Genomic DNA, 22,384 nt, shown 5'->3' on the forward strand with positions numbered 1-22,384 from the left:
TTTGATTAAAAATTTAATTATTTTATTCTTTCAACAAATTTAGCTTTAATCTTTTTCAGTAATTCAAGGTCAAGATTTTCCGCATAAATTCGAATCATGTCCACAGCTTTAAAATTGTCATAAATAAAGCCCAGAGAGGCATCGAAATGAAACATCTCCATATTGTATTTCACTTGTCGTTCTAAGTGCTCAAATTGCTTCCAGCTTAGTTTCTGTGGAATCGTGAAATATCCATGGTTTGGCTCAATATGATCGCAGAAATATCCTTCTCCAAGTTCTTCCAGAGCAAAGAATTTATCAAGCTGTATCATCGCTTTGGAGTTGTGAGGTATCGACGCGTTCGATTTTAAGCTAATGCCTTCTTCTAAATAGCATGACTGTAAATCTTTTATCTGATCGTACTTGGTTAGCCTTCTAATTCTAATCACGTGATAAACATCATTGTAAATAGTCATGGTACCCACTGCAGCATGAAAATCCACTTCAAAATACGACATGATTTTTTGAGTAGCTCTGGTAAACTCTTCCAAATCACATTTTTTATTTGTTACCAAATAAATGTAATGAGGTTTTACATCTTTTTGAATTCCTTCGTAATATTCATAGTAACCAGGAAAAGGATTCGTTGCCTCTAAAACAATTGTGCCAGGTAATATTTTACTATCAATAACTTCAAGTGTTTCTTCTTTAAGTAAGCTTCCGAATTTAACTACAATGTTTTTATCAGTCATAGGAGAGGGATTTTCAGGTTTTTATTGTGATTGTCTTATTTAAACATAGTAAAAATTGAGTGTAAAAACAAGACTTAAAACTCTTTTATATAAGGTAAAATTTCTTTAATGATCTCTCGTGAAAACAGGTTCTTTTTCTTTAGAAAGTGCTGGATTGTACATGTATCCATCCAAATCAAAAGCTTTTAACTCTTCTGGATCTGTAATTTTATTTTGAATAATGAAGCGAGTCATTAATCCCCTTGCTTTCTTAGCGAAGAAGCTAATCATTTTGTATTCTCCATTTTTTAAATCCTTAAAAGCAGGAGTGATGATTTCAGCTTTTATTTTCTTTTTATTAATCGATTTAAAATATTCGTTGGAGGCTAAATTGATTAAATGTTTGTGATCGTTTTCTTTTAAACTTTGATTAATTGATTTCGTAATTGTATCTCCCCAGAATTGGTATAGATTCTCACCTCTTGCTGTCGTTATTTTTTTGCCCATTTCAAGTCGGTAAGCTTGAATTAAATCCATTGGTTTAAGAACACCATACAAACCCGAAAGAATTCTAAGATTGGATTGTGCTTGAATAAAATTTTCCTGAGAAAATGTGGAGACATCAATACCCGTATAAACATCGCCTTTGAAGGCTAATAAAGCTTGTTTTGAATTTTCTTGGGTAAATGGAGTGTTCCACTGATGGAATCGTTCAAAATTAAGCTGTGCAAGTTTTGGACTTATTCCCATCAGCTCTGCGATGTCATCAGCTTTAAGTTTTTGGAGCTCTTTTATTAAAAGTTTGGATTCTTTTAAAAAGGAAGCATCAGAATGTATGTTTGAGTTTGCCTGACTTTCAAAATCCAGTGTTTTTGCAGGTGATATAACAATTAGCATAGAATATTGTTTTATGATTGAATATAAAATTACTTATAATTGCCTGAAGCATCAATAGCCTTTATCATTATTGATAATGACATAGTTTTAATCGATGAATCGATGACGAAAAAAAAAGGATGTTCTCAATAAGAACATCCTTTAGTACTACAATTTTAACCTGTTATAAATTCTTATCCGGATACAAATCATCCCACCATTGTGACTGGGTTTTTAAGTGTTTTGCGAAATAAGCAAATATGGTATTGTTCCAAAGTATTCGTTGCGTGTAATTCTTAATGTGATGATCCTGATTCTTTACCTGAACAAAGTCTACGTCTTTTCCGAGTAATTTTAATGCCTGATACATTTGAATGCTTTCGCCAAGTGGCACATTTGTGTCAACACTTCCGTGGATCAATAGTAAGGGTGTTACAATTTTATCAGCATTAAATAAGGGACTTTGATCGATATACAACTTGCGGTTGTTCCAGGGGAATGATTTGCCGGAAGCATTCACGCTGTATGAATATCCCCAATAACCTTCGCCCCAGTAACTGGTGATATCACTAATGCCGGCATGCGAGATGGCTGCAGCAAAAATATCAGTTCTGGTTTGCAATAGCATAGTCATAAATCCACCATAAGAGGCACCAATACAACCTACACGATTGGCATCGGCAAAAGAATGTGCTTTTAGGAATTTTTTAGTTCCTTCAATTATTTCATCGGCCGTGGTAATTCCCCAGTTGTTTTGATGCTCTGCTGAAAATTCCTGACCAAAACCAATCGCTCCGCTTGGCTGAAGCAGATAAACAACATATCCCATTGCAGCATAAAGATTCAAAGGATATCGGCCTCCATAGCTCCTTTCAACAGGCGATGTGCCGGCATAATAATTTACGATTACCGGATATTTTTTATTGGAATCGAAATTTGGAGGGTAGTAAACTCGTCCAATAATTGTCTTGCCATCCTCTTTGGTGAAGTTCCAATCTTCGGTCTTTCCAAATTTCACATGTTCAATATTTTCCTTTTGCGGATTACAGATGAGGCTACTGGTATTGCTTTCTAAATCGTAATTAAAAGCTTTATAAGGTGATGATATGCTACAAGCTGTGTAAGCCATGCTTTGTCCGTTGGCAGAAAGTGTAAAATTACCAACTACATCCGAATCTATTTCTAGAGTACTGAATTCCTTGCTGATTGTTTCGTAAGAATACAAGCGAATGTAATCCTGATCATTCGCTTTTAGATAGATATTCTTGTCACTTTTGTTCCAAACTGCCTGACTAACCGATGGGTCAAAATCAATTGTAATTGGCTCTGCTTTGTTGCTTTTCAGATCGAAAATGTATAGTTGTCCGTCGTAATTGTTGGCCAATGGCTGCTTGCCAATGCTTTCGCCGAGTTTACCAAAACAGGAAGGGCCTGCCTGAATTAAAAGTTGAGAGCCGTCGGGAGAATATTGAGCAGAACCACCAAATAGTTTATCCTTCCAAATGGTATCTGTTTGGAAGGTTTTAAGATTCATCTGGTAAAGGTTTTGTTTGTCGTAAGGATATTCCTTGTAATCAGGACGTGATTGAGAAAATAAGATGTGCTTGCTATCGGGACTGATATCTTGTAAACCAGTAGTTGTAGTTCCAAATGTTAAGCGTTGTTTTATACCACTGCTTATATCCAATTTGTATAAGAAACTTCGGGTTCGAAACCATGGCAAACGATCTTCCATCCCTTGAATTTTTCTGATTTTCCAATCTTCCGAATGGTCTTTCATTACTGAATAGATGATTTGTTTTCCATCTGGAGTCCAATTATAGCTGGAAAAATCAGCAATATTATTGCTCAATTCAATTTCACTTCCGTTTTCAAAATCAAAAATGAAAATGGAAGTGTTGTCGTTGTATTTTTTTGTGTAAGAAATACGATTTCCGGCAGGCAACCACTGAATATCCGATAATTGACTGCCCCTGAATGTGTAAAGGACTTTACCTGTTGCAATTTCCTGTATCTCCTTCCAGTTTTCACTGTCATCCGATGGAGGAAGGGTTCTGATATAGCTAAGTATGGCTAATTTACCATCAGAAGATAATTCGATGTTTTGTACCTTTTCACCATCCAAAACTTTATGAATGGTAAGATTTTGCTCTGGCGATAAGGAGAAGGTGATGTCATTTTTATTCCAATCTTCTTTTGGTTCAATGCTAAGTTTAAAGTCATTGTTTTTTTTAGTATTTAAAACTTTTACAAGAATGCAGTGTTTTCCTGGTTCCAGTTTTAGTTCTTCCGAAAGTTCCTTTGCATCATCGGTTGTCTCTTCGTAATGTGAAATCTTCTTTTCTCCATTGATATATACTTCAAGCATTGGGTTCGCTTCAACTATCAATTTTGCTTTCATCCATTCATCTGTTGAGAAATAAGTGATACAATAGGAAATACTATTTTTATCAGACTTTGTGTTTAAAAAATCTTTTGCGTTAGCTGATACTTTAGTCCATTGCAAGTTTTCACCATTCCACTTTAAAATATTCTTTTCTGCGGGTTGCTGTTTGTCTTTATCAAGGTAATTTTCCTGTAACAAGTTTTGTAATTCGTAGGTGTCGCCATCCATATTTTGGGTGGAATGGAAAGCTGGCAGTTGTATGCTTTCAGTATTTACTTGCAGCCAGTTCTTAATGCTTAGGCTTTTGTTGTTCTCTTTTTGTGCGGAGCAGTACAATGTTGTGCTTAGTATGACAAGTACTATCGATACAAAATATTTTTTCATGTTTATGTGTTTAAGGAGTGGTCATTTTCAACTTCAATACTATGGAATTTTAGCCTTATAAAAAAGAACATTTGTTAGGAAACTCTTTGTTTTTCGATTTCTGAGATGCTTGGCACGATAAGTACAAATAATTTGTTTTTTTGATCTGAAATTATGCAATTATGAAAAATTAAAGATCATGTTTACAATGGATTAGTGAAAATGACATATCTTTGTTTTACTCAAAAAGCGGAGGTTGTTATGAATATGATTGTTACATTATCACTTTATACTTGTTAAATCTAAGAATCCTTAGGCTGATCCGCTATTTCCATGTGATTTATTTAAACTGACCTAAAGGAGGGTAAGCTTCCGGATATTTCATACACCTAAAATGTTGGAGAATAAACGATGAGTGCATCAATGTAATTTTGCGTCAAGCCGTGGTAAATGTACCCGTTGGCAATAAAATTAATTGTTTTAGAATAAGAAAAGGAGTAAACTGATTTATTGAACAGCAAAAACGAAAACAGAATGCGCCATAATATAAAATTAGGTGAAGTAGTAACAGAACAAGTAAACAAGATTGGGAGACTTTGGAGCGATTTTATGGAAGCACTCTCGGGAAGTGAAAAAGTGTATACCAGCGGGAAAATTGGCAAAGCACTATTTATGCTTGCCATTCCCATGGTATTAGAAATGATTTTTGAGTCGGTATTTGCCGTAGCCGATATATTTTTCGTTTCAAAATTGGGTGATGATGCAGTTGCTACGGTCGGAATTACCGAATCTATTATTACCATTGTGTATGCAATAGGATTTGGATTGTCGATGGCAACAACAGCTTTAGTTGCCAGACGTATTGGAGAGAATAAGCCGGAAGAAGCATCAAAAGTTTCATTTCAGGCCATTGTAACAGGGCTGTTTGTTTCTGTGTTTATTGCATTTGTGGGGATTTTTTATTCAAAGGATTTGTTGACCTTAATGGGTGCTAACTCAACTATTGTAAACGAAATGTCGGGATATGCGACCATTATTCTTGGGAGCAATGTCATTATTATGATTCTTTTTATAAATAATGCAATATTCCGTTCGGCCGGTGATGCCGCTTTATCAATGAGGGTGTTAATTGTAGCGAATTGCCTGAATCTTGTTTTGGATCCATTATTAATTTTTGGATGGGGATCAATTCCTGCATATGGAGTAGAAGGAGCTGCCATAGCTACAAGCTTGGGGCGAGGAATGGCGGTTGTTTACCAGTTTGTTATGCTTGGTAAAGGAAAGGGAAAGATCCATTTAAAGTGGGAACACATATGTTTACGATGGGCAACGATTAAACAATTGGTAAGTTTATCGGTTGGAGGAATAGGGCAAAATATTATTGCGACTTCGAGTTGGATTGGATTGATGAGGATAATTGCCGAGTTTGGGAGTGCAGCCATTGCAGGTTACACCATTGCAATTCGGATACTGATATTTATTCTCTTGCCCTCTTGGGGATTGAGTAATGCTGCTGCAACATTGGTTGGTCAGAATCTTGGCGCAAATCAGCCGGAAAGGGCTGAAAAATCTGTTTGGGCAGCGGGAAAAATCAATATGGTATTTTTAGGCTTAGTGGGAGTTGTATTTTATCTTTTTCCACGCTTTTTTATCGAATTATTTACTCCGGATCAATCCATCGTTTCTAATGGAATTCAAGCTCTGCAAATAATCAGTTTGGGATTTGTTTTTTATGGTTTAGGAATGGTACTGCTGAATGCAATAAACGGAGCTGGTGATACCCGAACGCCGACATATTTTAATCTGATTAGTTTCTGGATTATTGAAATTCCACTTGCTTATTTCCTGGCCATTCAATTGGGGTGGGATCAAAAGGGCGTATATTATTCAATTATTATTTCAGAGATGAGTCTGACATTAATTGCCTTTTTATGGTTTAAACAAGGGAGGTGGAAGTTGATGAAAGTATAGGATAGAACATTTGAGTCTGCCAGATTTGATCCAAGTCGTTTTTTTTACCAATTACCAGCTTGTTTGCCACTAATGTGCGTAATGTTCAACTTAAGAATTAGAATATGCCCCACAGCTTTTGCATTGTATTCATTTTCTTTCCAGCTTGTTGCATAAGTATATCAAGTCCAGCTGTTATCTCTGCAAAATCACTTAGGATTTCAATTTCTCCTTGTCCAACAATTGAGCGGTATTTTGTAGTCCATTTGCAAGACTCTTCGTGTGGAATAATTTCGTTGCCATACTCTATTTGAAAGCTTACTTTGTTGTTTTTGCGAAGCAGATCAATTTTTTTGCCCTCTTTAGCACAATGAATGTAAAGGTAGTTGTCTGAATATCCATAATTAAGGGCAAATATATACGGATACTCGCCATCGTTAATTGCAAGTCTGCAGGTATTCGATTTAATCAGAATTTCATCAAGAAGTTGTCTGTCCGTAATTTCTCTTTCTTTTCTTCGCATTTTTTGGAATATGGTTGATTGCGAATGTAAGTATTTGAATTTAACAGATCAATATTTCTCTAAAATTTCAGTCTCAATTTTAATGAAGCCTGTTGGGTAATTGTGCATCTTTTATTGTTCATTTTAAATAGATAGGATTACAATACTGAATCTTATTTTGGAAATGAATTATAATAAAAAACCTCTTAATTTTAATTAAGAGGTTTTTTATTAATATTTAGAGAAGTAGATTATCGTCTTTCCAACTGCACTATATTCTCCACATGATGTGTGTGCGGAAACATATCAACAGCTTGTACTTTGGTTACTTTGTAGGCTTCGTCCATTAGAGCCAGATCGCGTGCCTGAGTTGCTGAATTACAGCTCACGTAGACAATGCGTTTTGGTGCAGCGTGTAGAATTGTTTCAACTACATCGGTGTGCATTCCTGCCCGCGGTGGATCAACGATAATGGTGTCTGGTTGGCCATGAAGCTCAATAAATTCTTTGGTAAGAACATTTTTCATGTCACCAGCGAAAAATTCAGTATTGGTAATTCCGTTAATTTCAGAATTAACCTTCGCATCGGCAATGGCTTCGGGCACGTATTCAATTCCAATTACTTTTTTAGCCTGCTTGGCTACAAAATTAGCAATGGTTCCGGTTCCGGTATATAGATCGTAAACTACTTCGTCGCCTGTTAATTCGGCAAACTCACGTGTTTTGCAATACAGGTTGTAAGCTTGATCAGAATTGGTTTGATAGAACGATTTTGGGCCAATTTTAAAGCGTAAATTTTCCATTTGCTCAAAAATATGATCGACACCTTTATACAAGATAGCTTCCTGATCGGTAATTGAATCGTTGGCTTTTTCATTAATGATGTACATTAATGAAGTGACTTCCGGAAATTTATCAGCAAGATGCTTTAGCAATCCTTCTCTCTTCTCAACATCTTCATGATAGAAAACAACAATAATCATGACATCGTCGGTTGTTGAGGTTCTGATTATTAATGTTCTTAGAAAACCTTCATGATTTCTGATATCAAAAAAGGATAAATCATTAGCAAAAGCATATTCTTTAATGGCTAAACGAACTGCATTCGATGGTTCCGGTTGTAAGTGACATTTATTAATATCAACAATTTTATCGAATAATTTTGGAACGTGAAAGCCAAGTGCAGGAGTTCTTTTTATATCATCGCCAATAGCAATTTCCTCGCTGGTAAGGTACCGCTTGTTAGAAAAGGTAAATTCCAGCTTATTGCGATAGAATTTAGTTTTTTCTGAAGCAATTATTTCATTGATTCCATTTAGTTCTACTTTGCCAATTCGTTCTAAATTGTCAATGACTTCTTGTTGTTTAAATTTTATTTGTTCTTCGTAGGGTAAATTCTGCCATTTACAGCCACCACAAACCCCAAAATGCTCACAAAATGCATCAATTTTCATCGGAGAATGTTTGTGAAAAGCAACAGGATAGCCTTCCATAAAACTTTTGCGCTTTTTGTTGACTTGAACATCAACAATATCGCCTGGTATTACACCGGTAACAAATACGATTTTGTCATCAACTCTACCAATCGCTTTGCCCTCGGCAGCTAACTTCTCTATTACTACTTTTTCCAGAAGTGGTTTTTGCTTTCTATTTCTTCCCACGGTTACAATTGTTTTAAATATGGGCACAAAGATAGATAAAAGTAGAAAGGCCGGGAAGTGGAATGGTTAAAAAGTCAATGGACATTTATATTTTTATTCAAAATCCCCTGAATTAAAGGGAAACAATTAAAAGTTAATCGCTTTTGGCACTTAATTTTATATATTTACGACGTATTCCAAAGCCCCATTTCAATTTTTATAAAAGTACTATGAACAAGTTACTTGCTGTTTTTGCAATCTTTGTATTGGTTTCGTGTGGAACAAAACAAACAACAAAAGTCCCATGTTTTGCATGGATGGGGGGGCCTGGAGAGGCTACTGATAACGAATTAAAAGAAAATTTCACGGATTTAAAAGAGAAAGGAATTGACGGTTTAATGTACAATGGTGGCCATGATCCAGCAGTTTATCAGCGAGTAGGTAAAATTGCAAAAGATGCAGGTTTGGAATTCCATACGTGGATACCTACCCTGGTTCAAGGACGGGATGAAAATATTCCAGCAGAATTGTATGCCGTTAATGGGAATGGTGAATCAGCCTTCGACAAACCGGCTTATGTAGATCATTACACATTTTTATGTCCGAATAGAAAAGAGGTCTATCAATATTTGTCTGAGCTATACAGTGAAATAGCCGCTTTACCAGAAGTTGATGGAATTCATTTGGATTACATACGCTTCCCGGATGTAATATTGGCTAAAGGTCTTTGGAAGAAGTACGATTTGGTTATGGATAAGGAATATCCTGAGTTTGACTATTGTTATTGCGAGAAGTGTAAGGCTGATTTTAAAGCTAAAATGGGTATTGAAATTACCAATCAGGCCGATGCGCGCGAGATTCAGGAGTGGAAACAGTTTCGTCAGGATTTAATTACTAAAATAGTAAACCGTTTGGCTGAGGATGTACATGCTCAAGGAAAAGAAATTACCGCAGCCGTATTTCCCGGGCCACATTCTCACGCAGTTAAAATGGTTCGCCAAGAATGGGATAAATGGAATTTAGATGCTTTTTTCCCAATGAATTATAATGATTTTTATCTGGAAGGAACTGAGTGGGTTGGAAAGATGTGTAAGGAATCAACGGAAAGTTTAAATGGAGAAAAACCTGTTTACAGTGGTTTGTTTATTTGTCCTAAACCTGACAGTAAATCGAAAGAAGCCGATCCTGAAAATCACGGTCTTTTGCCTAAAGAATTGGGTGAAGCAATACGCGAATCGATGGTTAATGGAGCAAAAGGGATTTGCTTGTTTACACCTGATAGAATGACGGATGCGCATTGGATTGAGTTTGAAAAAGCTATTTATAGAGATTACTCAAAAAAGTAGAGGGTAAAATAGCATTTAAAATAGAAAGGGAGTTCCAATGGAACTCCCTTTTATTAGTCTAACACACAGGTGTTTTAAAATTTTCAAGTATTGATTTTACCCTATTAAGATCGATGCCTGTATTAAGCCAATCCAGAGCCGATTTAACTGAACTAAACACCTTTATAGGTGTATTATTCTCTTTTAGTGCATCAATGAATAACATTGTTCTTACAACTTGAGTTGGAGTGCTTGTGACAACAGCCATCCTTCCAATTTTAGAACTGAATTCTAAATTTTGATAGAATTGAATAAATTTGTCCAATTTTTCTATCGATAGCGTGCTGATATCTTCTTGAATGTCTACTAAAATATTAAATTTTACTACTTCTTTTAAATTATCTTCAATTTCTTTTTTTAATTCAACTACATCTTTAAACTCTATCTCTCCACAAAAGCATTCAACCAGAAGCTTATGTTCCTTCACATACATGTAATAAGAATTCTTCACATTACTATTTATTTTGTTAATTAATTGATATGTAATTTCATAGGTCGTTTTTTTTGGGGTGTGCAAATATAATTCTTTTTCAATAATAGCCAAATGATTTTATACAGTTATGGGATAAAACGTTAGGTTTGCAAAATATTTAAACGCAACAACCAATACATATACTTATAAGCATGAATCATTTATTTGTACCCAATGTGGGACGGGTTGATTTTCAGGATATTGTTTTTGATGAAAAATTATCAATTCAGATACAGCAGTTTTTAAGGGAGTATGAACATTTTGAAATCCTAACTAAATTTGGACTTCCGGTGGTAAATAAGCTCTTGCTTTTTGGGAAATCAGGTTGTGGAAAAACCATGACTGCCAAAGCAATTGCAAATAAGTTAGGCAAGAAGTTGAAAACGATTAACCTTGGCAATATTGTTTCTTCTAAATTAGGAGAAACATCAAGAAATATTGCTGCTGCATTTAAAATGGTTGAAACTCAGGAAGCTGTTTTGTTTTTTGATGAGTTTGATTCTTTGGGAAAGGAAAGAAACTACGATAATACAGATAGCAGTGAGATGAAACGGGTGGTTAATAGTATGATTCAACTGATTGATTCTTTACCTCGAAACTCCATTTTTATTGCTGCTACAAATCAAATTGGTTTGATTGATGAGGCATTAATTAGACGTTTTGAGTTGAAGTTGGAATTTTACAATCCATCACAAAACTATTTAGATCAGCTGTATGATCAATTGATTTCAAAATATCCGAAGGAATATCAGAAAGTAAGCCGAATTTATGATATTTCTTTTGCCGAGGCTGAAACGATAGTTTTGCAGGAGGTGAAAGGAAATATTATACAATCAGAATTACTAAAGAAAGCTCAAATTTTACAGGCAGATAAGCTCACAGGGATTTGTGATAATTAGGATGCTTTTATTTACTGGTTAATGATTACCGATAACTGATAACTGTTGTTATCTTTGTCGCTTTAACAGAAAAATCTGAATTAGTATGATCTCTATTAACAATCTTACGGTTGAGTTTGGTGGCTTTACCCTATTTAAGCAAGTTAGTTTTATTGTAAATACTCGTGACCGAATTGGATTGGTTGGGAAGAATGGTGCAGGAAAATCAACTTTGCTGAAAATATTTGCCGGTTTTCAAGCTCCTACAGCAGGAATTGTTTCATTGCCAAATGAGATTAAAATAGGATATTTACCGCAACAGGTCAATCATATTGACGGCAATACTGTAATGGAGGAGGCTTTATCAGCTTTTGAAGAGGTATTGGGCTTAGAAAAGGAAATTGCTGAAATTAATTTGGAGATTGCTGAGCGAACCGATTATGAATCGGAAGAGTACATGAAGCTAATAGAGCGACTTACTGATAGAAATGATCGCTACCATATGATGGGTGGCGAAAATATTGAGGCCGAATCGGAGCGTACTTTACTTGGATTGGGATTTTTAAGAAGTGACTTTGCCCGACAGACCAATGAATTTAGCGGGGGATGGAGAATGCGAATAGAATTGGCGAAAATTTTGTTGCGCCGTCCACATGTTTTTCTTCTCGATGAGCCAACAAACCATTTGGATATTGAATCAATTCAGTGGTTGGAGGATTTTTTGAAAACTTATCCGGGAGCAGTGGTATTGGTATCTCATGACAGGGCATTTTTGGATAATATCACTAATAGAACGGTTGAAATTTCTGTTGGTAAAATATATGATTATAAAGTTCCTTATTCTCAGTATGTTGTTCTACATGCTGAACGTCGCGAACAGCAACTCAAAACCTATCTGAATCAGCAAAAACAAATAAAAGATACTGAAGATTTTATTGAACGTTTTCGCTATAAGGCTTCAAAATCGGTTCAGGTTCAGTCTCGTGTTAAGCAACTGGAAAAAATTGACCGTATTGAGATTGATGAAGAGGACACTTCTCAATTGAGTTTGAAATTTCCACCAGCACCTCGATCGGGAGATTTGGTTTGTGAGGTGAAAAATTTAAGCAAGGCATATGGTGATCATTTAGTTTTAAATGAGCTTGAATTCGTTATTGAAAGAGGAGAGAAATTAGCTTTTGTTGGTAAGAATGGAGAAGGGAAGTCGACTCTGGTAAAAGTTCTGATGGACGAAATCGAATACACTGGTACTTGTAAGCTCGGACACAATGTTAAGATTGGTTATTTTGCTCAAAATCAAGCTCAAATGCTGAATGAGAACAAAACTGTATTTGAAACTATTGATGATGTTGCAGTTGGAGATGTAAGGACTAAAATTCGTAGTATTTTAGGTGCTTTTATGTTTCGAGGGGAGGATATTGATAAAAAAGTAAAGGTTTTATCCGGAGGAGAACGTTCTCGTTTGGCCATGATTCGTCTGCTTTTGGAACCGGTAAATCTTTTGGTTCTCGATGAGCCTACCAACCATCTGGATATGAAATCGAAAGATGTTTTGAAAGAAGCATTGAATCAGTTTGATGGCACGGTTATCGTAGTTTCTCACGATCGTGAATTTCTGAATGGTTTGTCTTCAAAGGTATATGAGTTTACTAATAAGAAGATAAAGGAGCATTTGGGGGGGATTTATGATTTTCTGCAAGCCAAGAAAATGGATTCTTTAAAGGAATTGGAAGTGAAGAATACTGTTGCTTCGGTTCAGGTTGAAGTTGCATCATCAGATAATAAATTGAATTATTTGGAGCGGAAAGAGATGAGTAAAAAGATTTCCAAAATGGAAAGAGCAATCTCAAATTCTGAAGAAAATATTGCCCGGTTTGAAGAGAAGATAGCCGAGATGGAAGATATGCTTGCAAATTCTGAGAACATTCAAGATCAGTCTCTGTTTGCAAAATATGAGAAAGCCAAAAAAGATCTTGAAAAAGAAATGTCCGATTGGGAGAATTTAAATGAAGAATTAGAGCTTCTTATCGCTGAGAAGGGAGAATAGTAAATTTTATTAATGAAATGTTGATTTTAGGATAATTACTATCTTAGAACAAAAACAATGACCTCGCTTTCTGCTACGCCAACATTTTTCAATGAAAGAATACGATCTCTGGATATTCTTCGGGGATTTGCTCTATTGGGAATTCTGTTGATAAATATTCAGTTATTTGCGCTTCCCAATGCTTCTTTTACTAACCCATCAGTAATGGGAGAGTTATCTTCTTCCGATTATTTCTCATATTATTTTGTGAATGTTTTTGTGGAACTAAAATTCATGACCATATTCTCCATTTTATTTGGTGCAGGCATCCTTTTGTTTATAAACAGGCTTAATGAAAGGGGCCTTGATGGTTCTAGATTTCATATTAGACGCATGATGTGGTTACTTTTGTTTGGGATGCTGCATGCTTATTTTATATGGTTTGGAGATATTCTGGTTGCTTATGCCATTGTGGGATTGATCGCTGTTTTGCTACGAAAGATGAAGGATAGTTGGAAAATTGTTATGTGCGCGGTACTATTCCTAATTCCAATGGGCCTTTTTTATATAGTAGGTAGTTCTTTTGAAAGTATGCCACCTGAAATGGCTAAAGAAGTAATGGCCGATTTTAGTCCTGGTCCGAAATTATTAACAGCAGAAATAGATTTGTATCAAGTAGGAAGTTGGTTTGATATTTTCGTGAAACGGGCTCAACTAAATATGAATTATCAAATAGGTTCATTTTTCATGCTGTCTTTATGGAGAACAACCGGAGTAATGCTATTAGGAATGGTATTACTTACCAATGGAGTATTAACAGCAAAAAAATCGAAGCTGTTTTATTTTTCTATGGCTATTTTAGGTATTGGCATTGGAACTTTATTTTCTAACGAAGGATTTCATCGCATTGTGGAGACAAAATGGGAGGTAATCCATTTTTTTAAATATGGCTATCAGTTCAATTATTTTGGTAGTTTATTTTCCTCATTGGGTTATATTGGCTTGATCATTTTGATTTATCAATTGAAAATCATGCAATTTTTGACAAAAGGTTTTGAAGCAGTTGGTCGAATGGCTTTTACGAACTACCTTTGTCAATCCATAATTTGTTCCATTATTTTTTATAGTTATGGTTTTGGAATGTTTGCACGTTACTCAAGAACAGAGTTATTGATTTGGGTTTTGTTAATCTGGACTTTTCAATTGATTTCTTCCACTATTTGGCTGAAATATTATAAAATGGGACCATTTGAATGGTTGTGGCGATATCTTACTTATAAGGAAAAACCACAATTGTCAATGAATGTAAAATACCAATAAGCAAATTAATCGATGGCTAAACAAAGACAAGAGATGTTGTTCGGAATCAGAGCAACAATGGAAGCAATAAAAAGTGAAAAGGAAATTGAAAAAGTATTGATCAAAACAGGATTAGCAGGTCCTTTGTTTCAAGAATTATTCGATTTGATCCGCGAAAAGGGTATTGAATTTCAGTTTGTTCCAGTGGAAAAACTGAATACTTTGGATCAGCATAATAATCAGGGAGTTGTAGCTTTAATTGTTCCAATTCCTTATCAGGAAATAGAAGAAATTGTACCTGAGTTATTAGCTCAAGGTAAAACACCTCTGCTACTTCTTTTAGATGAAATTACTGATGTGCGTAACTTTGGTGCTATTGCTCGTTCTGCTGAATGCGCTGGTGTGCATGCCATTGTAATTCCTTTTAAGAATTCAGCGAAAATCACGCCTGATTCTATTAAAACATCTGCCGGAGCTTTGTATAACGTACCCGTTTGCCGAGTTCAGAATTTGAAGACTCTTGTCCGATATTTGAAGAAAGAAGGAATTCGAATTGTAGCAGCAAGTGAAAAGGCTGAAAAAGTTTATACTGAAGGTGATTTTACATTGGCGACAGCAATTGTAATGGGATCGGAAGATGTAGGTATTGAAGATGCTTTGTTACGCTTGGCTGATGAGCAGGTGAAAATTCCAATTGTAGGTTCAATTCAATCGTTGAATGTATCTGTTGCGGCCTCCTTAATGATATACGAGGCGGTGAGACAAAGGAACTAGACTTCTATAAAATATAGATATGAACGCAGAAATTTAATTTCTGCGTTTTTTTTTAATTATGAATTCAAATTTGTTTTATTTTTTTGTGGAATCCAACTTGGCATATTTGCCGATTTGGGCTTTCTGCCATAAAAGAAATCATCTAAAGGAACTGCAATCCTTCTGAAAAGTGGCGAGTGTTTTATTCCCCATCGAATAGAATTGTGAAGTAAATTATTCGGATGAGAATATGGACAAGTTGCCATGCAACGGCCGCAATCGGTACCAGCCTTGCTCCAATAAGTAAAGCAACTTTCGGAATTTATTTGCCAGCGTTTTGTGCCATTTACTAATTTGGGCGAATCAAAAGAAATTGATTGACTTGGACAAACTTCAGCACATTTCATACATCGATTACAGAAATCGAGTAGACTGTTGTTTTTCTTCCATTTCATGTATGGTAATTCAAAATCAGTAGTCACAACCCCTAAACGAACTTGTGGTCCTTCTTTGGGTGTCATCAGCAAACCCATACGACCAATTTCTCCCAAACCTGCATCTCTTGCAACAAGAGGACACAAAACTTCATAATTACCATCGATATGAGCTTTTGCCGAGTAGCCTAAATTGCGCAGGAATTGCCCCATTTGTACCGCAATTCGTCCAGCTTCTAAATATTGTTGTCCCGATTCCATAACAATGGATGCCTGGGGTGCGGCAGCAACCATTTCTTGTGTCATCTCAACTGTAAAGGCAATTGCGTAGGCATGATGATTTGTTATTTCTTCTCCATATCGATCTCCTCTGCCTTTATGTGAGTAGTAATGGTAATCTGATAATTTAGTGAAGCCAACGTTTAGCGCTCCCAATTTCTTTCCCCAGTTTTCAAGGAAAATTAGCATTTTTTCTTGACTTATTTTCTCTTTAACCGGATTTACAGGACCATCAATCGCATTCTTGAATTGATCTACGGCAAAAAAACTTGCATTCGAAGCTGCATAAGCCATGCTGTTGTAAAAGATTGATTCTTTATTGAGTAATCCTGCTTCTTTTCGAAATTTACTGTCTAACTCTTCCTTATCGGGATGATTCTGGTAGTATTCCTTATATCTTTCCGTATCAACTTTTAACTCATTTCTTGAGAACATGATGTCTCGTTCGTCAATTTGGGTTTTTGGAAAATCACCGCAAATATTCTTAGTCGTTGTAAAAGGAATTGCAAATGCGAACAGGGTAAGAAGAAGATCAATACTTAGAACTAAAGCTGCTATTTCCCATGAATAATACCAGCAGAGGAGATAGGGAACCGGTAAAACCAGCGTAATTAAAAGAGCTCGGAAAGTGGCTCTTTTTTCATTCTCCCTCCAAAAGGTGATACTTGTATAAAGCAGACTCAAGAAGAATATAATGGCAATTACCAGACAAATAAGAATTGCTAAAGTGTATATTGAATGCATCAGATTAAATGTTTTTAGAGACTGAAAGGTAGTGGTATTTTTTCAGCTTGTTTTCCTTCACATCTAATTTGGATTATTTCTCCGGCAGGATGGTTTTCCTTAAAAAAGAATTACCCGAATCAAACGAATTTGATCGGGTAATTATCTATAGTAATATTAGGGTTAGAATGCAGTTTGATTCTGACTTCTGAATATCGTCTTTCTCCTCTATCTCCTAATTCCCTTGCATATTTCAGATTCAGCTCTGCTAATTTGCTAAATTTAATTCTCGAATACAAGCCATTTTTAAAATCTTTTTAAAAATGATTAAAAAAAGAAGTATTTATCATTTTAGAGGATTAAATACAATGAATTAAACCTTATATAGGAAAGCGTTAATGCTCATGCCGGCACCAACCGAAGCAAAAACAATATAATCACCTTCATTAAGTTTATGATCTTCTAATTTGCCTTTTGAAATTTGATCGTAAAGAATTGGTACAGTACCTACTGAATTATTCCCCATTTCTTTAATGATCATTGGCATGATGTTTTTAGGAACAGTTTTTTCCTGATACAAACGGAATAGTCTTTTGGCAATGGCCTCATCCATTTTTTCGTTGGCCTGATGAATAAGGATTTTTTTGATGTCCTTAATATCCAATCCAGCTTTGTCAATACATTCCTTTACTACACCAGGAACATTGGAAATGGCATATTCGTAGATTTTACGACCATACATTTTAATAAAAAGACTATTGCTGTTTCCCGCGAAATCAGGATTGTCTGAAATGTCTGCACGCAAAAAGAAAGCTTCACTAATGGTGTCAGTTCTCATAGCATGAGATAAAATCCCCGATGCTTCTTCTGCTTCACATGCTTCCAATATTGCAGCACCTGCACCATCAGAATAAATCATACTGTCTCTGTCGTGCGGATCACAAACTCTTGATAAGGTTTCTGATCCAATTACCAATACTCGTTGAGCATCGCCCGATTTGATATAGTAATTCGCTTGAATCATACATTGAATCCAACCCGGACATCCGAATAAAACATCGTAAGCTATCGTTTTAGGATTCTCAATTTGAAGAAGATTTTTAACTTTTGCAGCTAAACTAGGCAATTGATTTGTTAGCGTAGAGTTTGGTTTAACATCCCCAAAATTGTGAGCAACTATTATATAGTCTAAACTTTCTTTATCTATTTTAGATGATTCTAAAGCATCCTTTGCTGCTAAATATGCAAGATCAGAGTTTACCTGATCATCAGAGGCATATTTTCTCTCCGTAATTCCGGTAATGTCTTTAAATTTTTCTATTATTACCTCGGAAGATGTTTCAATTTTCTGGCCATTTGGTTCGAAAAATTCATGATTCAAAAAATGCTCATTTTTAACTTGAACGGTTGGGATATAACTACCTGACCCAACAATCTTCGAAAATCTTTTGGTACTCATTGTTATTGTTTTCGTTTCAAATAATACATGTACCACTACTTTTAGGCACAAAAAAGGTTCTTAAGAGACAATTTCTTTATGTTCGAAAGATCTGATTTTATTAATAAGTCGTAAGATCAACTTACTTTAAGTTGCGTGTGCTAAGGTAAATATTTATTTTAAAAATGATGTTTTTTCTACTAAATTTCGAACCTATAACAAGCTGTTTGGATAAGTCTGCAATAGTCAAAAGCTTGTTATGTGCAATTAAAAACAAGAAATTTTAGTTAGGTTGGCTATTGTAATAGTTTCTCTTTTAGGTTTTTATCAGCTGGTTTATTGCAAAGCCAGATGCCAAATAATGCTTGTTTGAATTGCAATCCTCGAATGGAATGTTTCAGTTTCCCGTTTTTATATACCAAAGTGCCATCAGAAGGGGAATAGATAAATTCAAAGACATCCTCTTTTTCAATACCACCTAGGAAAACAGAGATGAAATCATTAATTTCTTGTTTTATGTTTTCCATTTCACCATTAGTGGCATTTTTAAAGCCCTCTCTTGTAGCTTGTTCCATTTTTTCAGATGTAATTAATCCGGATGTAATTTCCAAGCGGATTCCCATACTTTCATCTGTTGAAATAATTTTCTCAGCATCAGTCATATCCTGGGTAAGATATAAGCCCATAGCATACATGTTCATCCAAAGTTTAACACGAGCTCCTGCACCTTTTAATTGCAGTTGATGTTCCTTTACAATCATTTGGTCAGGTAGTTCAACTCCTCCAACTCTTGTTTGTGAGAAACTGTAAAAGCTTGATAGTAAAAGTAAAATAGTAAGTAGATTTTTCATTTTTGCTAGTTCAATTTAGACAAAATACAATTTTAGAGAGTTAACTGAATATTAGTTTTGCGTAACAAAGGTAAAAGGTAGCAAATATATTTACTAAATAATTAAGCCACAGCGGGTATTGACGTTTGTTCGATTTTAAATCTCCATTGACAATATAAATAAAAGTAAAGAAGACTCCAAAAGCCCACATGAGTAAAAAAGGCCAATTAAAACTTGCAACATCATGTGTTTTATAGGTTTGAACTACCTGAGGTATTACTCCGATACTTAAAATTATATTCCCGAACCAACCTAACCATTCGAAAAAATTCAGTTTGCTTAATGCAGTTTTCATACTTCGTTTGCTAGTTTTCGAAAATCATCTCCTGTTGGATTCTGAAATACCCTTAAGTTAAATTCCGGAACAATTGATAAAATATGATCGAAGATATCAGATTGAATAGCTTCGTAATTTGCCCATTCCTGATCGTTTGCGAAGACATATATTTCTAATGGCAATCCTTTTTCAGATACTTGTAATTGACGAACAAGAAAGGTCATTTCATTATGAATCTTTGGGTGATCCTGAAGATATGCTTCAACATATTTTCGAAAAGTACCTATATTGGTTAGTCTTCTTTGATTTACTGGAATTTCGCCTTCGGGATTGTTTGTTTGAATTTCTTTCTTTTTTTCGATCATATAATCCTTTAGTAATCGAATTTTTTCAAATTGCTCGATTTCTTCGTCACTTAAAAAATGAATTGATTTTACATCTATGTTCAAATGGCGTTTTATTCTTCGTCCACCAGAGTCCTCCATGCCTTTCCAATTGGTGAACGATTCAGAAACCAAGGCATAAGTGGGAATTGTGCTAATCGTTTTGTCCCAGTTTTGAACTTTAACGGTGTTTAAACTGATATCTATCACAATTCCATCTGCACCTTTTGATGGCATCGAAATCCAATCGCCAATATTCACCATTTTATTGGCTGATAATTGAATGGATGCAACAAATCCGAGTATTGTATCTTTAAAAATTAAAAGAATAACAGCTGCAAAGGCTCCCATTCCTGCAACTATATTAAAAGGATTTTTATCAAATATAAGAGCGGTTATGGAGATGAGCCCCATGGAATAGAAAAAGATTTTCACAAGCTGCAAGAAACCTTTAATTGGTCTTGTTTTGCTTATGGACATGGTATTGTAAATATCACTTCCCGCATTAACGAATGTGTCAATCAGCATAATTGCCAATATCACCATATACACGTATGCACTATTTTGAATAAAGTTGTTTAAACCTTCATGATCAATCATTCCGGCGCTAGAATAAATGATTACAGCAGGTGCGAAATGAGCTATTTTACTGAATACTTTTCGTTCTAAAAGAATATCATCCCAACTGGTTTTAGTTTTTCGAACTAATTTGGTGACGATGGAGACCAAAACTTTTTTGGCAATGATATCACATATCCATGCAATTATAATAACAATAAAGATTGCTATAATCGACTGCAATATTATTGCCCAATATTCGGTGATTCCTCCGCTGATCAACCAATTTTTTAATTGAATGCCCAAGAGTTCTTTCATGTGGTAATAAGTTTATTTTTAATTAAAAATCTAAGATATCTATTCCTAGCAGGAAAAGAAAAGTGTATTCAATATAATTTGTAAATTTACATTCTAAATACAAAAACCACTAACATGACTACAAAATCTTTACTCGTACTTATTCTCATCGTAATCTCCTCAACTTGCTATGGACAAAGTGATTTTGACAAGTATTTTGAAAACACAAGCTTACGGATTGATTATCTGATGGGAGGTGATTCTGATTCCCAAACTATTTTCCTCAAGGAATTAAAAGAAGAACCTAATTGGGGAGGGAGCCGAACTAATTTGATTGATCAATTAGGCTATGGAACTTTCAAGTTTAAACTTTTTGATCTTGAATCGGGGAAGTTACTTTATTCGAAGGGATTTAATTCTCTGTTCCAGGAATGGCAATCAACTGATGAAGCAAAAGAATTGAAAAGAGCATTTTATCAGGTAAACGTAATGCCTTATCCAAAAAAAGCAGCACGATTTGTTCTTGAATCCAGAAAGTGGGATGGAGCAATGGAGGAAATCTGGGAATATTCAATTGACCCGGCAAACTATTTCATTGGTAAAGAAAATCCTAAGAGTATTCCTTTTACAAAGATAATGGGAGAGGGTGATCCTGCAAAAAGTGTTGATATTGCATTTATAGCTGAGGGATATATGGCTGATGAAATGGAGAAGTTCAGAGCAGATGTGAAGCGTGTTGCTGGTTATTTACTGGATGTGCCACCCTTCGACAAATATGCTGATCGTTTTAATATATATGCTTTGGAATCGGTTTCCGAAGATTCTGGAACTGATATTCCGGGTGAAAACATCTATAAAAACACTGCTGTAAATACTACTTTTTATACTTTCGATGTTGATCGTTACCTAACAACTTTTGATATTAAATCGATACATGATATTTCGGCAAATGTTCCTTATGATCAGATATTTGTGTTGGTTAATACCGATAAGTATGGCGGCGGAGGATTCTACAATTATTACTCGAGCTGTTCTGCTGATAATGCTTTATCATACGAGGTGTCGAGTCATGAGTTTGGTCACGGATTTGCTGGCTTGGGAGATGAGTATTATTCATCGGAAGTAGCATATGAAGATTTTTATAATCTTGAAGTTGAACCTTGGGAGCCTAATATTACCACTCTTGTTGATTTTGAGTTGAAATGGAAAAATATGCTGGATGAAGCAACTCCGATTCCTACACCAAGAACGAATGAGTTTATTGATCGTTTAGGTGTATTTGAAGGTGGGGGTTACATGGCGAAGGGAATTTACTCGCCGATGCAGGATTGTAAAATGAAATCGAATAGAATGAAACATTTCTGTCCGGTTTGTGAAAAGGCTGTAGAAGAGGTAATCTTATTCCATATTGGAGAGTAAAATATTTTGAGATTTACGTTATAAAAAAAATGCGCTTCCATTGGGAGCGCATTTTTTGTAGATAGTCAGGTTTACTTACTTCACTTCTTCTTTATGTTTTTTTGCAAGTGTATAGAATATCAATAATGCAAGTCCACCAAATAAGAAGATCATTGAGAAGTAAGAAACTTCTTCATTTAAACCTGTGTAAGCATCTAAAATATTCCCGATAAGGATTCCTATTGCTAACCCAATAAGGAGAATACCATACTTTAAACTTTGAAGTGTACTACACTTTTTATCTCCAACTAAATGGCTCATATCCAATCCTCTTTCAATTAATGCTTGTCTTTCTTTGTGACGATGTACTAAAAATACAATCAAAGGAACAAGTCCAAATACCGAAATGATTGCTACTACTCCAGTGATATCCATGATTACAGTTTTAAGATTAAACTATTATTATT

At 35.2% G+C, this 22,384-nt stretch carries 19 protein-coding genes; 7 read left to right on the plus strand and 12 right to left on the minus strand.

The features are described from left to right. Nucleotides 1–17: 17 nt before the first annotated feature. The 3 genes from ALGA_RS12445 to ALGA_RS12455 form a co-directional block, all read right to left on the minus strand. Nucleotides 18–731 carry a hypothetical protein gene (locus tag ALGA_RS12445; RefSeq protein ID WP_096429603.1) on the minus strand — a complete coding sequence of 238 codons (714 nt, stop codon included), beginning with the start codon at nt 729–731 and terminating at the stop codon, nt 18–20. A 105-nt stretch (nt 732–836) separates the two neighbouring features. Beyond that, a complete protein-coding gene (gene yaaA, locus ALGA_RS12450) occupies nt 837–1,607 on the minus strand; it encodes a peroxide stress protein YaaA (protein WP_096429604.1) in 771 nt (256 codons plus the stop codon). 163 nt (nt 1,608–1,770) lie between these two features. Further along, nucleotides 1,771–4,356: a S9 family peptidase gene (locus ALGA_RS12455; protein WP_096429605.1), complete on the minus strand. Its 2,586-nt coding sequence runs from the start codon at nt 4,354–4,356 to the stop codon at nt 1,771–1,773. Between the two features lie 513 nt (nt 4,357–4,869). Here ALGA_RS12455 and ALGA_RS12460 point away from each other — a divergent pair. Continuing rightward, nucleotides 4,870–6,306, plus strand: a complete 1,437-nt coding sequence (locus tag ALGA_RS12460; RefSeq protein WP_096429606.1) for an MATE family efflux transporter — start codon at nt 4,870–4,872, stop codon at nt 6,304–6,306. 97 nt (nt 6,307–6,403) lie between these two features. On the opposite strand, the gene ALGA_RS12465 is transcribed toward ALGA_RS12460, so the two are convergent. Together ALGA_RS12465 and rlmD are read right to left on the minus strand one after the other, a co-directional pair. After that, nucleotides 6,404–6,808 (minus strand): pyridoxamine 5'-phosphate oxidase family protein, encoded by a 405-nt coding sequence (locus ALGA_RS12465; RefSeq protein WP_096429607.1) that lies wholly within the window; start codon nt 6,806–6,808, stop codon nt 6,404–6,406. 230 nt (nt 6,809–7,038) lie between these two features. After that, nucleotides 7,039–8,448 (minus strand): 23S rRNA (uracil(1939)-C(5))-methyltransferase RlmD, encoded by a 1,410-nt coding sequence (rlmD, locus tag ALGA_RS12470; protein ID WP_096429608.1) that lies wholly within the window; start codon nt 8,446–8,448, stop codon nt 7,039–7,041. Between the two features lie 209 nt (nt 8,449–8,657). On the opposite strand from rlmD, the gene ALGA_RS12475 reads away from it, so the two are divergent. Next, nucleotides 8,658–9,773, plus strand: a complete 1,116-nt coding sequence (locus ALGA_RS12475; RefSeq protein WP_096429609.1) for a hypothetical protein — start codon at nt 8,658–8,660, stop codon at nt 9,771–9,773. A 58-nt stretch (nt 9,774–9,831) separates the two neighbouring features. Here ALGA_RS12475 and ALGA_RS12480 read toward each other — a convergent pair whose 3' ends face one another. Then, on the minus strand, nt 9,832–10,356 hold the full coding sequence (locus ALGA_RS12480; protein ID WP_096429610.1) for a SpoIIAA family protein: 525 nt from the start codon (nt 10,354–10,356) through the stop codon (nt 9,832–9,834). Between the two features lie 80 nt (nt 10,357–10,436). Between ALGA_RS12480 and ALGA_RS12485 the strand changes: the two genes are divergently transcribed. The 4 genes from ALGA_RS12485 to rlmB all read left to right on the plus strand — a co-directional run bounded on the left by ALGA_RS12485 (nt 10,437) and on the right by rlmB (nt 15,261). Beyond that, a complete protein-coding gene (locus tag ALGA_RS12485; protein ID WP_096429611.1) occupies nt 10,437–11,183 on the plus strand; it encodes an AAA family ATPase in 747 nt (248 codons plus the stop codon). A gap of 85 nt (nt 11,184–11,268) precedes the next feature. After that, on the plus strand, nt 11,269–13,209 hold the full coding sequence (locus ALGA_RS12490) for an ABC-F family ATP-binding cassette domain-containing protein (RefSeq protein ID WP_096429612.1): 1,941 nt from the start codon (nt 11,269–11,271) through the stop codon (nt 13,207–13,209). A 57-nt stretch (nt 13,210–13,266) separates the two neighbouring features. Continuing rightward, nucleotides 13,267–14,508: a DUF418 domain-containing protein gene (locus tag ALGA_RS12495; protein WP_096429613.1), complete on the plus strand. Its 1,242-nt coding sequence runs from the start codon at nt 13,267–13,269 to the stop codon at nt 14,506–14,508. A 12-nt stretch (nt 14,509–14,520) separates the two neighbouring features. After that, complete coding sequence (gene rlmB / locus ALGA_RS12500) at nt 14,521–15,261, plus strand: 23S rRNA (guanosine(2251)-2'-O)-methyltransferase RlmB (RefSeq protein ID WP_096429614.1); 741 nt, start codon at nt 14,521–14,523, stop codon at nt 15,259–15,261. Between the two features lie 56 nt (nt 15,262–15,317). Here the strand turns inward: rlmB and ALGA_RS12505 are convergent, their stop codons facing one another. The 5 genes from ALGA_RS12505 to ALGA_RS12525 all read right to left on the minus strand — a co-directional run bounded on the left by ALGA_RS12505 (nt 15,318) and on the right by ALGA_RS12525 (nt 20,540). After that, on the minus strand, nt 15,318–16,697 hold the full coding sequence (locus ALGA_RS12505; protein ID WP_096429615.1) for a 4Fe-4S dicluster domain-containing protein: 1,380 nt from the start codon (nt 16,695–16,697) through the stop codon (nt 15,318–15,320). A 352-nt stretch (nt 16,698–17,049) separates the two neighbouring features. Then, on the minus strand, nt 17,050–18,135 hold the full coding sequence (locus tag ALGA_RS12510) for a 3-oxoacyl-ACP synthase III family protein (RefSeq protein ID WP_096429616.1): 1,086 nt from the start codon (nt 18,133–18,135) through the stop codon (nt 17,050–17,052). Between the two features lie 275 nt (nt 18,136–18,410). Beyond that, entirely contained in the window at nt 18,411–18,965 is a 555-nt protein-coding gene (locus tag ALGA_RS12515) for a chalcone isomerase family protein (RefSeq protein ID WP_096429617.1), read from the minus strand. A 40-nt stretch (nt 18,966–19,005) separates the two neighbouring features. Further along, nucleotides 19,006–19,299: a PQ-loop repeat-containing protein gene (locus ALGA_RS23590; RefSeq protein WP_096429618.1), complete on the minus strand. Its 294-nt coding sequence runs from the start codon at nt 19,297–19,299 to the stop codon at nt 19,006–19,008. Further along, entirely contained in the window at nt 19,296–20,540 is a 1,245-nt protein-coding gene (locus ALGA_RS12525; RefSeq protein ID WP_096429619.1) for a mechanosensitive ion channel family protein, read from the minus strand. Before ALGA_RS12525 ends, ALGA_RS23590 begins: the two co-directional genes overlap by 4 nt. A 114-nt stretch (nt 20,541–20,654) precedes the next feature. Here ALGA_RS12525 and ALGA_RS12530 point away from each other — a divergent pair, with 114 nt between their 5' ends. Next, on the plus strand, nt 20,655–21,938 hold the full coding sequence (locus tag ALGA_RS12530; protein WP_096429620.1) for a M64 family metallopeptidase: 1,284 nt from the start codon (nt 20,655–20,657) through the stop codon (nt 21,936–21,938). 75 nt (nt 21,939–22,013) lie between these two features. Here ALGA_RS12530 and ALGA_RS12535 read toward each other — a convergent pair whose 3' ends face one another. After that, nucleotides 22,014–22,352, minus strand: a complete 339-nt coding sequence (locus ALGA_RS12535; protein WP_096429621.1) for a DUF6249 domain-containing protein — start codon at nt 22,350–22,352, stop codon at nt 22,014–22,016. Between the last annotated feature and the right edge of the window lie 32 nt (nt 22,353–22,384).

The sequence above is a fragment of the Labilibaculum antarcticum genome, assembly GCF_002356295.1.
Lineage (GTDB): Bacteria > Bacteroidota > Bacteroidia > Bacteroidales > Marinifilaceae > Labilibaculum > Labilibaculum antarcticum.